General features: G+C 43.1%; 12 protein-coding genes. 5 read left to right on the top strand and 7 right to left on the bottom strand.

Going from position 1 to position 15,390, the window contains the following annotated elements:
- Positions 1–40 precede the first annotated feature (40 nt).
- From uvrC to IM753_RS13410, 4 genes are all read right to left on the bottom strand, one after another.
- Positions 41–1,867 carry an excinuclease ABC subunit UvrC gene (gene uvrC, locus IM753_RS11565; protein WP_194109339.1) on the bottom strand — a complete coding sequence of 609 codons (1,827 nt, stop codon included), beginning with the start codon at positions 1,865–1,867 and terminating at the stop codon, positions 41–43.
- A gap of 153 nt (positions 1,868–2,020) precedes the next feature.
- Positions 2,021–2,431: a hypothetical protein gene (locus IM753_RS11570; RefSeq protein ID WP_194109340.1), complete on the bottom strand. Its 411-nt coding sequence runs from the start codon at positions 2,429–2,431 to the stop codon at positions 2,021–2,023.
- A 455-nt stretch (positions 2,432–2,886) separates the two neighbouring features.
- Positions 2,887–4,143, bottom strand: a complete 1,257-nt coding sequence (rho, locus tag IM753_RS11575) for a transcription termination factor Rho (protein WP_194109341.1) — start codon at positions 4,141–4,143, stop codon at positions 2,887–2,889.
- Positions 4,144–4,370: 227 nt separating this feature from the next.
- Entirely contained in the window at positions 4,371–4,694 is a 324-nt protein-coding gene (locus IM753_RS13410) for an ATP-binding cassette domain-containing protein (protein ID WP_304609651.1), read from the bottom strand.
- Here IM753_RS13410 and IM753_RS11585 point away from each other — a divergent pair.
- From IM753_RS11585 to IM753_RS11595, 3 genes are all read left to right on the top strand, one after another.
- Positions 4,668–5,942 (top strand): hypothetical protein, encoded by a 1,275-nt coding sequence (locus tag IM753_RS11585; protein ID WP_227713152.1) that lies wholly within the window; start codon positions 4,668–4,670, stop codon positions 5,940–5,942. The two genes, IM753_RS13410 and IM753_RS11585, sit on opposite strands and share 27 nt — an antisense overlap.
- 231 nt (positions 5,943–6,173) lie before the next feature.
- Complete coding sequence (locus tag IM753_RS11590) at positions 6,174–6,413, top strand: hypothetical protein (RefSeq protein WP_194109343.1); 240 nt, start codon at positions 6,174–6,176, stop codon at positions 6,411–6,413.
- A 299-nt stretch (positions 6,414–6,712) separates the two neighbouring features.
- Positions 6,713–8,560 carry a calcium-binding protein gene (locus IM753_RS11595; RefSeq protein WP_065256887.1) on the top strand — a complete coding sequence of 616 codons (1,848 nt, stop codon included), beginning with the start codon at positions 6,713–6,715 and terminating at the stop codon, positions 8,558–8,560.
- A 110-nt stretch (positions 8,561–8,670) separates the two neighbouring features.
- Here the strand turns inward: IM753_RS11595 and IM753_RS11600 are convergent, their stop codons facing one another.
- The 3 genes from IM753_RS11600 to IM753_RS11610 form a co-directional block, all read right to left on the bottom strand.
- Positions 8,671–10,701 (bottom strand): site-specific DNA-methyltransferase, encoded by a 2,031-nt coding sequence (locus tag IM753_RS11600; protein ID WP_065256886.1) that lies wholly within the window; start codon positions 10,699–10,701, stop codon positions 8,671–8,673.
- A 65-nt stretch (positions 10,702–10,766) separates the two neighbouring features.
- On the bottom strand, positions 10,767–13,694 hold the full coding sequence (locus tag IM753_RS13490; protein ID WP_194092557.1) for a DEAD/DEAH box helicase family protein: 2,928 nt from the start codon (positions 13,692–13,694) through the stop codon (positions 10,767–10,769).
- Between the two features lie 273 nt (positions 13,695–13,967).
- Positions 13,968–14,228, bottom strand: a complete 261-nt coding sequence (locus IM753_RS11610; protein WP_029103198.1) for a type B 50S ribosomal protein L31 — start codon at positions 14,226–14,228, stop codon at positions 13,968–13,970.
- A gap of 288 nt (positions 14,229–14,516) precedes the next feature.
- Between IM753_RS11610 and IM753_RS11615 the strand changes: the two genes are divergently transcribed.
- Both IM753_RS11615 and IM753_RS11620 read left to right on the top strand, forming a co-directional pair.
- Complete coding sequence (locus IM753_RS11615) at positions 14,517–14,894, top strand: YbjQ family protein (protein WP_065256884.1); 378 nt, start codon at positions 14,517–14,519, stop codon at positions 14,892–14,894.
- A gap of 5 nt (positions 14,895–14,899) precedes the next feature.
- Positions 14,900–15,390, top strand: a 491-nt coding sequence (locus tag IM753_RS11620) for a YbjQ family protein (RefSeq protein WP_065256883.1), incomplete at its 3' end; no start/stop codon positions are given.

Below are 15,390 nucleotides of genomic sequence, written 5' to 3' on the forward strand. Positions count from 1 at the left end.
TCGCATTGCCCTTATTTTTATCATTCACAAGGCGGGCTACCTACCCATGCAAACTCTTATAAATCGTCCCTGCCAGCACCTTGCCAATGCCCTTGACGCTGGCAATCTCACTTTCGGACGCACCAAGTAATTGCTGAATACCGCCAAAATGAGCCAATAGGTCTCGCCTGCGTTTTGCCCCAAGGTTGGGAATGACTTCCAGCACGCTCGCCCCACGAGCCTTGTCTCGTTTTTTGCGGTGAGCGGTAATGGCAAAGCGGTGAGCTTCGTCTCGTATGTGCATGATAAGGTGCAACGCCTTAGAATCCATTGGCAAATCTATCGGCTCATGCTCCAAAAAGTGCAAGACTTCAAGCCCTGCCTTTCGTCCTTCGCCCTTTGCCACGCTCACGAGCAATGTCTCATCCAATTTACCAAGCTCGGTTAAGACTTCTTTGGCGATATTTAACTGCCCCTTACCGCCGTCTATCAATAGCAAATCAGGCAAGGGGTGCTTGGCATAACGCCTTATCAGCACTTGTCTCATCGCCCCATAGTCATCGCCCCCGACCACGTCATGAATGGCATACTGGCGATAATCCCGCTTTCTTGCCCCCCGACTGTCAAACACCACGCAAGACCCCACCGCCAGCTCGCCCATGGTATGACTGATGTCAAAGCACTCAATGCGGTTAATCGCCCTATCCGACACCGCTCCTAGCACCTGTTGCATGGCGACAAACCGTTCATTTAATTCATTAAAATCGGACAACTTGGCGGTCAAGGCATTATGAGCATTCAAAATCGCCAGCTCCTGCCACTCTCGGCGGTGCTTTTGTACCTTGTCTTTTATCACGCATTTTTTGCCAAATTCATCATGGAGCAGTTCGGCAACCGTGTCTTTGTCATCTATCATCTCATTGATGATAATCTCTTTGGGCAAATCATCGCTCACGTCCAAATAAAACGACAACAAAAACCGCCCCAACCGCTCGGCAGGCGTATCAAACACCCCCACATCATCAGGAAAATAATTCTTACCACCCAGCACCTTACCGCCACGCACGGTCAGCACATGGACGACCGTTAGCCCATTTTTGTCGGCAATGGCAAACACATCGGCACTGCTGTCATCGCCCACCCGATACACCGCTTGACGGGCGGTAATATCAGAGAGCATGGCTAGGCGGTCTCGGTAAAAGACGGCTTGCTCAAAGTGCATATTCTCGGCAGATTCGTGCATTTTTTGGGCGAGCATGGCTTGTAGTTCGCCTGTTTTACCATTTAAAAAATCTAACGCTTGTCCCACGTTGTCATCATAATCAGCTTGGCTAATCAGCCCCACGCACGGGGCGGTACAGCGTTTGATTTGGTGTTCTAGGCAGGGGCGTTTGGCATTGGCAAATACCGTATTGGTGCAATTTCGTAGCATAAAGAGCTTTTGCAAAAGTAGCACTGCTTCTTTGGCACTCGTGGCAGACGGATAAGGCCCAAAATAGCGACCCTCGGCATGATTGCCCTTGCCCCGCCCCACCGCAAGGCGTGGGAATTTGTCCTTTGAGATGAACAGATACAAATAGGATTTGTCGTCCCTTAGGATAATGTTATAAGGTGGACGGTGCTGTTTGATGAGATTTTGTTCAAGGAGCAGAGCCTCAGACTCGCTCCGTGTGATGATAATCTCAATATCACAAATGCGAGCAACCAAAGCCACTGTTTTTGGGTGGTCAATGGTCTTGGCAAAATAGCTGTTCACCCTGCTTTTTAGGGATTTGGCTTTGCCCACATACAAAATCTCTCCTGATTTGCCAAGCATTTTATAGACACCAGGCAGATTGGGCAGATTTTTTAGAAGTTGGGTGAGATGGTCGGAGTGGGTTTGATTCATTGAATTTAATGATTGATTGGCTGTTTGATAAGTTTATAAGGTAAATTTTTGCTTTTGCAAGCCCACTGCCAGCAGTAGACAAACAAAAAAAGAGCCATAAACATGACTCTTTTGCTAAACAGCTTACTAAACAACGTCTTGATTAGGTCGTGATTAGTTAGTTGTTTCGGTGGTAGCAGGAACAGTAGCAACAGCAGGGTTTTCGTTGGTTACAGTCTCAGTACCTGCGGCAGCGGCAGCACCGTCAGCTGCATCTTTGGCAGCGTCGGCAGCTTCTTCGGCAGCGTCTTGTGCGTTTTCAGCAGTCGCTTCGGCTTGCTCAGCAACAGTGTTGTCAGCAGATTGGGCATTAGCGGCGGCAGTTGCAGCAGTATCAGCAGCGGCTTGAGCAGTATCAGCGGCTTGTTGTGCAGCTTCATCAGCAGGAGCGGCATTTGCGGCGGCTTGTGCTTCGTTTGCTGCTTCTTGGGCAGTGACGGCGGCTTCTTGGGCTTCTTCTGCTGGCTTTGAGCAAGCAGTTAGTGCCAATGAACCAACTAGGGTAGCTAGGATTAACTTTCTCATACTATTTTCTCCAAAAAGTGGAAGTTTTAGATTACCTAAATATAGGTCGTCTAAATTATAGGTATTCCAAATAGGTTTTAGGTAACATTCATCCATCATCCAAACATCATCATAAATACAAATGATGCAAAAAAAAACAATAAAGTATTACCCCTATATTGCTTGTACTATTATATAAACATCATTCGGCAATAACAAATGATTTTTAGTAATAAATAGGGTCAATCTGTAACAAAACGTTTCTTTTGACCGTCATTTTTGATTTTTGTCATAAAAATGACTTCAAATTTTTTTAAAATGATTATTTTTCAATGGATTTTGGTAACCGCTGTTTTTAAAAACGACAACTCAAATCATTGACAAGCAGACCAAAATGATAACATTTTAACCACTTTTTTATAATGACAGCTTGCCAATATCATCTCATTTATCAACATTTACAATAAATAAAGACCTTATTTAGTCATGTTATTAAAAAACTCATCGTTGGTTTTGGCATCTTTTAGGCGGTCAAGCAAAAACTCGGTCGCCTGATAGTCATCCATGGGCTGCAAAAGTTTACGCAAAACCCACACTTTTCTTAGCATTTCATCATCAATCAGACGTTCTTCACGACGAGTGGATGATTTTTTAATATTGATGGCAGGGAAAATACGGCGTTCGGCAAGCTCTCGCTCCAAGGTAATCTCTTGGTTACCCGTACCCTTAAATTCCTCAAAAATCACGCTGTCCATCTTAGAGCCTGTGTCGGTCAGGGCGGTGGAGATGATGGTCAAACTGCCACCTTCTTCAACATTACGAGCCGCCCCAAAAAAGCGTTTTGGACGCTCCAACGCATTGGCGTCCACGCCCCCTGTCAACACCTTGCCACTTGATGGGATGACCGTGTTATAAGCACGGGCTAGGCGTGTGATAGAGTCCAATAAAATCACCACATCTTGTTTGTGCTCAACAAGGCGTTTGGCTTTTTCGATGACCATCTCGGCAACTTGGATATGGCGTTGTGGCGGTTCGTCAAAGGTCGATGCGACCACTTCGCCACGCACGGTACGCTGCATTTCGGTAACTTCTTCGGGGCGTTCGTCAATGAGTAGAACGATAAGATAGCACTCGGGGTGGTTTTTTGAGATGGCTTGGGCGATGTTTTGTAGTAGCACCGTCTTACCTGCCTTGGGCGGGGCGACGATGATAGAACGCTGACCCTTACCAATGGGGGCGATAAGGTCAATCACACGCCCTGTCAAGTCTTCGGTCGTGCCATTGCCCACTTCTAGGCGTAACTGCTGGGTGGGAAAAAGGGGTGTTAGGTTTTCAAAGATGAGCTTGTGGCGTGAGCGGTCTGGTGTGTCAAAGTTGATTTCGCTGACCTTTAATAGGGCAAAATACCGCTCGCCATCTTTGGGCGGTCTGATTTGCCCTGCGATGGAGTCGCCTGTTTGCAGATTGAAACGGCGGATTTGGCTTGGGCTGACATAGATGTCGTCAGGGCCTGCCAAATATGAGCCTTCCGATGAACGCAAAAAGCCAAAACCATCTGGCAAAATCTCTAATACGCCATCACCATAAATCGGCTCGCCATTTTTGGCATGGGTTTTTAGAACGGCAAAAATAATGTCTTGCTTACGGCTACGAGCCATGTTTTCAAGCCCCATTTGCTCAGCAATGTATAGCAACTCGCTGACAGGCTTGCGTTTTAGTTCGGTCAAATTCATGAGATGGTCTAGATAAGATGTGTAGAAGTGAAAATAAAATGAACACCGCCAAGAAAAAAGTCAAGGACTGACAAGGGCGGTAAAAATATGAAAGGATAAATCAGCCACTCATAATAACCGCTCTTTGCCCGAATGTCAAGGGCTTGGGGATGATTTTTTGACACATCAAAGGCTTATGACTGGCAGATGGTTGGGCAGGCAAGTGGGCAAGCCCCTTGTTGTTAGGTTTAGATTTTTGTCACTTGCCACGCTCCATCGCCCATCACTTCTAGTCTGGTGTGATGATATTTGAGTAGCGTTGAGCGATGTCCGACACTGATGAGCGTGGTATTTGATAGACTCATGAGCAGTCCATACATGGCATTTTCTAGCCCTTCATCCATACTGGCAGTCGCTTCATCCAAAAACACCACGCTAGGGCAATGTAGTAGCACCCGAGCTATGGCAAGGCGTTGCTGTTCGCCAAGTGAGAGTTTTTGCGTCCAGTTTTCTTCGTGATGCAGTTTATCCACCAAATGCCCAAGTTGCACACACTCCAACAAAACCGCCATGTCATCACCACCGCCCACATCACGCACACCGCACGGCACGGCAACACTCATACCTACACGCTTTCCACAGGCGATAGGGTACTCTGGCTCACCCACCCCAGTGCCAAAGACAAAACCTACATTCGGGCGGTAAGCACCGCAGGCACACAGGCAGACGGGCTGAGTGCGTGGCAGTCGCAACTTGCCACAGGGCTGATTTTTCAAAATACGCCTTATCATTTTGACAAAACCGCTTGGGATAATTTTAAAAAAACGCACCGCCTAAATCTGTCCGCCAAACAGACCACGCATGAGCTTATCATTGAGATGAGCAGTGATAATACCAATTTAAACAATCTTATCAGTCTCTACCACGCCCAACTGTACCATACCACCATTAAGGACGGGCTTGATGACACCAAAACCGCCCTAATGAGCGAGCTTGCCCCGATAGGCGTTAAACAAGCCGAACGCCACAGATTAGATGAGATTGGCAAATTAAGACAACTACCAAACCACTTGCCAAGCCTTGATGACTTGCACAAGCTAGACAAAAATATGCTTAATCACACATGGGAGCGAATGACCCGCACGCCCACGACTTTTTATGTCGTGAGTAACGCTAAACCTACCGACATCGGACAATTTGTCCCCTTATTTGCCAATCCCAATCCGCCCTTGACGGCATTTCGTCATATCGCCACACCCCTTGCCACATCGGATACGGTCAAATTCGCCCACCACAGTGAGCCACGAGCGGACGTACAGCTTTGGATGACCACGCCCCACACATGGCAAGGCGTGGATGCCATGACGGTAAACCTACTCAAAAACATCGCCAGCGACAAGCTCAAACTGACCTTGCGTGATGAAAAATTAGGCATTTATCGGCTAAGTTTTGACAGCACGCTAAACCCCAACACCCACCGCATTGAAAGTCATCTCAAATTTACCACCAGTCCCGACAAGGCGGACGAGATGATAACTCATGCCAAACAGGTGCTGGCAGATTTGCCCACGCTCATCACGACAGACGACATTAACAAAGCCAAAAGCACCTTTAAAAGTCAAGAAAAATCCCGCCAAAACGACCCTTATACATGGCTAAACCGTCTGGCATTAAGCGACAAACAAGGCGATGATTTGGCGTATCTTGACCAAGTCAAACACCTAGATGCGCACATCACGCTTGCCAACCTACAACGCATGGCAGGCAAGCTCTATAACCCTAACAGCGTGCAAGTGTGGATAGACATGCCAAAAGAGTAATGCAAATCATTATTACTGAAACCTTACAATCATGCGATTTGGTTATTTATCAGAAATATTACCAAACTTTTAGCAATGACTAATACAGAACATCTGTTCTTTGCTTATCAATCATCTAAAAAACTGTTTGATTTGCAATTTTTGATTGATAATTTTGTGGTGTAATATACCCAGTTAAGACAGCATGACTTAACTTTTACTTTAACATTTTATTTTTTTTTGAGAATTTTTATGAACATCAAACAACTGCTAACCGCCCTTACCCTATCCGCCTTTACCATGACTGCCATGGCACAGCCCACTCAATCACCCAAAAAACCCAAAACCGAACAAACCCAAAAGAAACCGTCCGCCAAAAAACAAACAGCCAAAAAACAATCAGCCAAGAAACAAGGCATAAAAAAGCAAACGGCCAAAAAGCAAGACATCAAACAACAAAATACTAAAAAACCCACCAATCAACCACGCTAAACCCAAAAAATCCCTTATCGCTTGATAAGGGATTTTTACTAATCTGTATTTTTATGACTCATTTATATCACAGGCATTTTATTTTTAAAAAGTTAAAACTAGCCCATCAGCCCATCCCCACTCAACCCACAGCCCATTATGAGTGAAATTGACAGCATTTTACCCATGATAAATCGCTGATACACACTTTCATCGCCAAAATCCAAAATTACGTCTTTTTTCGCTTGTTATTTTGTATCTTTTTGGTTATATTGAGAATGCGATTAACTTTCATCCACCAATCAAACAGGGAATTTATCATGGGAATGTTTGACTTTCGTCATTTTGACAGTGACCAATCCGCCGAACTCATGCACACCACCAGTAAGCTGGCTCAGCATGCCAATGTCGCCAGTTTCGCCAAACTCGTGCCTGAAGGACTAAAAGACATCAATGCCGCCCTAACCCTGCCCGATGGCTGGCGTTCACTCACCCCAGCCGAGCTCAATCTGCCAAACAGTGCCGTGGATATCTATGGCTACTACACTTTTGCCAGCACCATCACCGGCAACCGCCCGATTAATGGCTCAGGGCCGCAGGTTCTGTTGGTTGGCGAATTTGATGATGCTGGCAAGCCCACTCGTCTTGGCATCAGCTGGGCTGGCACCAATGATTTGCTCGATGTGGCGGATTATTTTCATCTTAACGAAGGCAAGATTGCCCCCAACATGCAACCGCTTTTACAAGCCATCAAAGACTACGCCACCGCCCACGACCTATCGGGCGAAGATGTACTGGTCACAGGTTATAGCTTGGGTGGTGGCTACACCAACATCATGGCAAAACATCGTGAATCATTGGCTGATGGATTTTTTAACGATGCGGTATACATCGGTCATGCCAGCCCCGTCATCTATGACAATCCTGATGTCATTTTGAATATGGGCTATGAAAATGATGCCGTCTATCGCATCACAGGCTCTCACATCAATGTTGCTGATGCCATCGCTGGTGGCGGTCCTGTATTGTCCAACATAGACAAGGATTTTGACAGCAGTATTGACAACGTGGTATTGGTGACAGGGGCGTATGCTTCGGCATTATGGGATGTCAATAACCCCTTTGTCATGTCGCTCATCAACACCGCCCAAGGCTGGGCAGCACACACAGGTGCATTAGGTCAAGATACTTTGGAGCGTATCACCAACTCATCTTTTTATGAACTCACTCACAAAGACAGCCGTGTCATCATCGATCAGCTAAATGCCGTCGAACGTCTTAGCATGTGGGTCAAGGACAAAAGCCATCAGGCGGACAAAGTTGGTAGCTTTATCATCGGCTCAAACCACAACAACCTTATCCAAAGTAGCAACCAAGGCGACTATATCGATGCCAAAGACGGCAATGACCGCATCGTACTGGCACAAGGAACAGACCGCGTGGATGGCGGTGCAGGCGTTGATACTGTTATCTTACAAGACAAAAGTCAAGATTGGCACGCCTACCGACTGTCTGATGGCACAGTATTCATGAACGCCAAAGACGGTACGGGCATCAAACACCTTGAAAATGTTGAAAAAATCGGCTTTGACAATGAGTCCTACACTCAGATTCGCCCTTATGACATCAGCTCAGAAGGTCTCATCTCCAACCGCTATCTCATCAAAAGTCGCAATACAGACATCGACTATCAAGACCACCTTGAAGGCAGTGAATCAGACGATGTCTTGACAGGCGACATCATCTTCGCCAGAGAAGGTAATGACGTTCTATACGCACTAAACGGTGTCAATGGTCTGTTGCATGGCGGGGCAGGCGATGACCGTCTGTTTGGCAATGATGGCAATGATCATCTATATGGCGGTGAAGGCAACGACTATCTGTATGGTGGCAAAGGCAATAACATGCTGTTTGGCGGTATTGGCGATGACACTTTTGCGTTCAACCAAGAAAGTGCTGGCTTGAACATCATTCGTGACTTTAACAGCTATATTGGCGACCATGACAAAGTTGTCTTTGACAATGTTTTTGCCGACACACATGAGCTTAGCCAAGCCACCCGTCATATCGGCAATGACGTCCACATCAGAACCGCTGATTTGCACATCATCATCAATAACACCAACGTCGATGACGTCTTGGCTCACACCAGCATTTCAGGGGCGTAAGCCACATCATCTACCAATAAACCATACCCCAAAAGTAGCACAACCAACTTTTGGGGTGTGGTTATGACAAACAGCTTGCACTTTTGGGGCAAACCCACCCAGCAGTTTTGTCAAAAAACAATCTGCACTTTATCTTTTTGGCTCTGCAAACTAACATCAAGGCTAGCCGTCCAGCCATCGATATAAACCCTGCCATCTTTTAAAGCATCTAATAGCACATCTTCACTCACTTTGTGACTGTCGGTAATGTAGTAATTACTGCCAAGTTTGTACATACACTCATCAATGATGGCAATCGGCACCTGTGTTGGCTCATCAACACCCACTTTAAATATCATGTGATAAATACGGCTTATCGCATTGGTATGCTCTTTGGGAAAAGCAATTTGAAAATTCTCTTCATCCAGCGTCAATATCGGGGCAGGTGTGGTATCAAAAACCTTATACCCAATATCAGGCAACTGTTTTTTATCACTTTCTACCACATCTTTTTTGGCATTATGTTGTTCAATATCAGCTTTAATGCTCTCTCCTGCACGATTTAGGCGTTCTATGGTAATACTTGAAATTACAGGCGGTAAATTATTGTCCAAGCAGAATTTATACTCATCTTTCTTTTTGATGGGGTCTATTGGCTCATCTATTTGGCAAAGTATAAATTTACGATGACCGCCATCTTCTGCATTTAATTGTATGACCGCATGACCTGTTGTACCCGAACCTGCAAAAAAGTCTAGGATTATTGCATTTTTATCATCCATCATTTCAAGTTGTCTTTTAATTAGAAAAATGGGCTTTTTGCCATTGTCAAAAGGCACACTCCCTTCTTTTGATAAATTATTCATGTTTGATGTCAAATCCCAAAAAGTACCTTCCATTTCTTTTTTATACAACTTTCCATTGATTTCTTCGGATACATCATGCAACCATGAAAACAACCTAAATTTATCGCCTTTGTAAAATTGTTCGTACACCTTACCTTTATTTCTCCCAGTTTTTGGAATGTACTCAATTGAAAATAAATCTGTATCGAACTCCATCCCTTTTAATGCTTCTATCACTCTTGGTCTTATTGAGCTTTGTGGCATAGCAGTCTGAAATATCCTTTTTGCATACTTTATATAAACTTCACTTTCATCAATATTATCTCTTTTTGCCAACTCCGATACAGATAAAATTTCATAATTATTTCGTAAAAAAATCCTTATTTCATCACCCGACCCATCTAATGTGGATGTTATGTATTCTTTTGTACCATAATCTACAATCACACTGGTGTATTTCCAACTTTTATTCTCTAATTTATAAAGCTGTACTAAATTTCCTATTTCAAACAATTTATAAGCAGGTTTGAATGATGAAAATTTTTCATAATTTTTAACATAAATTAATAAATATTCAATATTCTTTTTTAGCTTTTTATCTTCTCCACCACCCGAAGCACCTGCAACATTTTTCATTTTCAATGAAATACTGCTAAGAAAATTCTCTTCCCCAAATACATCATCACACAACAGCTTTAAATTTGCCTGTTCATTGTCATCAATGCTAATAAAAATCACCCCATCATCGCTTAATAACTCCTGCGCCAATAGCAAGCGGGGGTACATGAATGATAACCAGCCATTGTGGCTTTTTTTGGTCTTAAAACTAAAATCCAACCGAGCAAAATCATCTTCTGACAAATTCGCCAAACCCAACACTTCGGTTTCTTCTTTATCAAATTTGTCAGGATAAATAAACTCATCGCCATTGGTATTATATGGCGGGTCAATATAAATACACTTGATTTTCCCTTTGTAATAATGCTTTAAAATCTTTAAACTGTCTAAATTATCCCCTTTTAATACAAGGTTTTTTGTTGTATCAATATCTTTGCTCATCGCTGTATTTAACACCAACTCTTTATCCGTTTCTTGTTGGTATTTGGCACGGGCAAAGTTACGACCAATAAAATTTAGCCCATAGCCATTGATTTTATCATCAATCGGCAAACCCAAAAGGGTCTTTAACTGCATCAAATCTAATTCATTATCACAAATCACCATTGGATAATGCTCTTTTAGATAATCAAGCAATGGATGGTTGGCACAACCACCGTCAATCACGGTAAAACCAGCGTCTAAAAAATCTTGTTTCATTGTTGTCTCCTAGTATTAATCAGTATTAATCAGTATTAATCAGTATTAATCAGTATTAATCAGTATTAATCAGTATTAATCAGTGCAGATAGTTGGGTTTTGTTGATGCGTTCTTTAAAGACGATTTTTATGTCGTCTTTGCCTTGTTTTTGATAATACTCATTGAGTGCATCAAAATATTTTTTGGCGATGTCAATTTTTGTTTTTTCATCAGGCGGTATGTTGGTAGATTTTTCATAACCTTTACTCTCCACCACCAAAAAGACTTGATTGCCATTTTTACCTTTGATGGCATAACAAAAATCAGGATTGTATTCACCCAGTGGCGTTTTGATTTTTAGGCGTGGCAGTTTTGCAAAAATCTCAATTTCACTAATATCAGGGTCTTGCTCAATAATCTCCAACTCAAAGTCACTGTCATATTCAATCACGTTTTCAAACACCCATTTGGCTTTTAGCGAAAAATCTTGGGGCATGGGCTTTTGAAATTTGCCCGTACTGCCGATATCTAGATAGGTCGCCTTATCATCGGTTTTAAACACGTTGGCTTTTACCGTATGCTGTATCATGCCATAGCTGATTTTGGTTTTTAATAAGCCCATCAAATTCTGCTTGATGATATCTGCCATTTCTTTTTGGGCTTGTTTTGGGTTATTGACAAGTATTTTTTGTTTAAATTCAAGACTTAACACATTAAATATCCGCACCACAAAAGACAAGGGCGTTTTGCTGTCCACGGCAAGCTGACGAACCAACAACAGATAATCCACCTTGCTGACATAGACAGAACCATCAACGATGCTTTTGCTAACCGCCTGATTGGACTGCATTTTTTCAACATGTAGCTCAGAACGTGTGGTTTCTAGCATGACCCGACTGATGTCCAAACTCTCAATCTGAGCTTTAATGTTGTCAATAAGCTGAGTCTCTTCTGCTTTACTCATCTTTTCGAGCAAAAAATTGGTGTTTTTATAAATGGCATGCCAAAGCTCTTCAAACGCCCTAAGATGAGTGGGTTTGATGATGACTTTGTCTTTGCCTTTGTTATTCTTATTGGCGTTTTTTACATATTCTTTGATGTCGTTTGAAAACAGCTTGGCAATCATTTGTTTGTGGTCGGCAGGCAGTGCCAGTGTTTTTAGTTGCTCATCAAAATCATCAGAGAGCTCATAAACATCCAAGCCATCTTCTGTATCTTCAAAGACAATCAAGTCATTTTTTTCCAAGGCTTTAAAAATGCTTCTGGCGGTTTTTTCATCAACTCCGCCATCCACAAGGCGTTGTCTAATCTCCTGCTCGGTAAATCGCTTTGCCAACAAAAACGAATTTTCCAAAATCTCTTTTTGGATGCTCTCCACAAAACCCTGCTCTTTGCTGGAAACCACCACATCTAAGTTGTTGATTTGCCAAAATAATTCTTGGTCATTATCCAAAAAGGCGAGTGTTTGGCGTTGCAAATCTTGATTGACCGCAATGCGTAGCCCACGCCCTATTTGTTGTAATTTTGAGTTTTCACTGCCCTGATTGGACAGTTTGCAGATGGTAAAGATGTTTGGGTTATCCCAACCTTCTTGCAATGCCCAAATAGAAAAAATAAAGCGGGTTGAGCTCTCAAAGGACAACAACCGCTTTTTGTCTTTTAAAATCTCATTCACGCCAGCCTTGATTTTTTCATCGACGCTACTGCCTTTATCGCCTGAGAAATAACCTTTATGAACCTGCAGCTCCCCATCTTTGTCAAAATCTTTTTGCAGATATTGGCAATAGGCACTGTCTTTATCAAGTTTTGTCAAAATCTCTTGGCGGATTTTTAGGTATTCTTCTTCAAACATGATTTTGATTTTTGGTGAATCGCCACGAAACAAGCCAATGTCATTTTCCATAAAAAACAAACTGAGCGTTTTAATTCCTTTATCAAACAAAGCCTGTTCTTTGTCAAAATGCAGTTTGATGGTGTCACGTATCATGACTCGTAGGGAGTCATCAGAGATGGCATAGTCCACCTTTTCTAGCGTGCCATCCACCAAAACCACCACATCTTTGTTGATTTTTTTGATGGATTTGCCGTTGAACAGCCCACCAATACCCAATGTCTGCTTCATCAACATGCCATTTTCAAGGCGATTGACCATCGCCTTTTTGGCTTTGGGGTCTGTGCCAATCAGCGTATCTGTATTTTCGATGACATCTTGGGTGTAGACCACTATCTTTTTGACCAAACTTTGCTGAAACGCAGTTAAGCTGTCTAGCACATACGCCACGTTGGACAGTTGCAGGCTGTCCGCTTTTTTTGGAAAAGTCGCCCCAAAACGCAAGAAAAAATTATCAAAACCTTCAAAATATTTCTTAAATGCATTGCCTTCAAAACGGTGTGGTTCATCCATGATGACAATCGGATTGAGTCGTTTTAGGCATTCTAGGTAGGATTTTGGCACGCCCTGATGAGCAACAAACAAATCGGGCGTATAAAGGTCTTTTTCCAAAGGTCGATTAAGAATGTTGCCACCTTTGTCAAACGAGCTGGGCGTCATGACTAGGGCAGACAAATCCCCAGATTTGATGAAATCATTGATGGCAGAGACATTGCTACTTTCATAGACAAAGACGTTAATTTCCTTGCCGTGAGCGTCATTATACAGACCTTTAAAGTAGTCTTTGGTGTCTTCAAGATTGGTTTTAGTGCCTTCACGAATGGGTACGGTGGGAGTTAAGATGATGAATTTTTTGTAGCCAAAATGCTTAGTTAGCTCAAAAATCGCCTTGATAAAGGTAAAGGTTTTGCCTGTGCCAGTTTCCATCATGACATCGATATTTTTACTGTCGCCATTGATGGGAAATTGGTAGTTATTGTTGGTGTAATGCGTAGATAACGTGCTGACTATGTCGCCACTTTTATGAAAATCATCAAAAATCCCCACGATATTAGCGACGGCTTTTTCTTGGTATTCTTGCTGTTCATAATAGAATCTTTTTTCTTGATGTAAATCACTCACAACATCAACCCCAATCGTTTGTAGGGCTGACGAGCGTACTAAACTAGTGCTGTGCTGTGCTGTGCTGTGCTGTGCTGTGCTGTGCTGTGCTGTGCTGTGCTGTGCTGTGCTGTGCTGTGCTGTGAAGCATAAAAATTCCTTTAACTCATGTCAAGGGTTTATTTTAAAAAATAGGGTATGTCCGTCCTTTTTAACACAATTTATACATTTAGAAAATACCCCAAACCAGAGATTTGGGGTATTTTAATGGCATAGATAAGCGTGTAAAATCTATTATTTTTTGCCACGGTTGGCAAATGCACCGAAACGCTTGTTGAAACTTGCCACACGACCTTCGTTAGATGCTTGACGTTGCTCACCGGTGTAGAATGGGTGAGATGCACTTGAAATATCAAGTGGGAAATATGGGTACTGGGCACCTTCGTATTCACGAGTGGTTTTGGTCGCCACAGTAGAGCGAGTTAAAAAATAAACGTCCGCATTGGTGTCGTGGAACAATACTTCGCGGTATTCTGGGTGAATGTCTTTACGCATGATAAAAAATCCAATTAACCTAAGCACCAACAAAAAGGCATGTTTAACATTCTATCCAACATATCAAAGGATAAAATGAGCCGATTGTAGCCATATCATCATCAACCAACTTTGACATGATACACCACAAAGTCATTTATTAGCCAACCTAAGTGGGAGATAAAATACAAAATAAAAAAGTCATTTTAACGCAAAACCATTTATTTTTCAATAAAAATCACACCAATTCTTGTAAATTTGTTATACTTATGCTCACATTATCTATTTTTAAAAATAACGGAAAATATCATGCAACTGTCAAACCTAGAACACCTACCCAACCACACCATCACCGAACGCCTAGACGTGGTCTATGGCAGCACCGTCCGCACCAAGCACGTCGGTAAGGACTTTTTGGCGGGACTCAAAAATATCGTGGGCGGAGAATTAGTCGCCTACACCGAGCTCCTAGAAGAAGCTCGCCAAGAAGCCTTGGAACGCATGATAGACAAAGCCCGTGCCATGGGAGCGAATGCCGTTGTAGGCGTACGTTTTTCCACATCTAATGTAGCGGTGGGTGCATCTGAGATTTTTGTATATGGTACCGCCGTCAAGGCAGTAAAAAACACCAAGTCAGACAGACCAAGCTCACCTACCGCTTTTGTTAGCCCCATCTCTTTTGAGTAAGAATCATGGACATCATCAAGCTAATCTTGAACAACCCACAAATAGTCATCGCCATTATTTTGTTTGGGGTCGGCTGGTATTTTGGCACAGCCAATGAACGCAAGCACTTAGCCACCCTTGATAATGATGAGCGTTTGCTTGGACACATCATTATTTCAAGTGAACGCTTTTTTGCACCAACCGTTCAAGCGGATGGCATGCTTGTCATGGGAAGCGTTTCTATCGCCCAAGATAGGTTCAAACTTGTGTTTGCAGATTTTTTAAGCCTATTTGGCAAAAACCTAACCGTCTATGAAAGTCTGTTAGATCGTGGCAGACGTGAAGCGATTGTACGTATGAAACGGCAGGCTTATGAGCATGGTTATAATCAAGTCTACGGCATAAGGATCGAAACGTCGGCGGTAGATGGCGGTGGCGTGGAAGTGCTTGCTTATGGGACGGCGGTATCTAGCATAGGCAACCCAAATGTACCACCAAGACTGTCAGCTCATCTTTG

The organism is Moraxella sp. K127 (genome assembly GCF_015223095.1).
In the GTDB taxonomy this organism is placed as follows: domain Bacteria; phylum Pseudomonadota; class Gammaproteobacteria; order Pseudomonadales; family Moraxellaceae; genus Moraxella.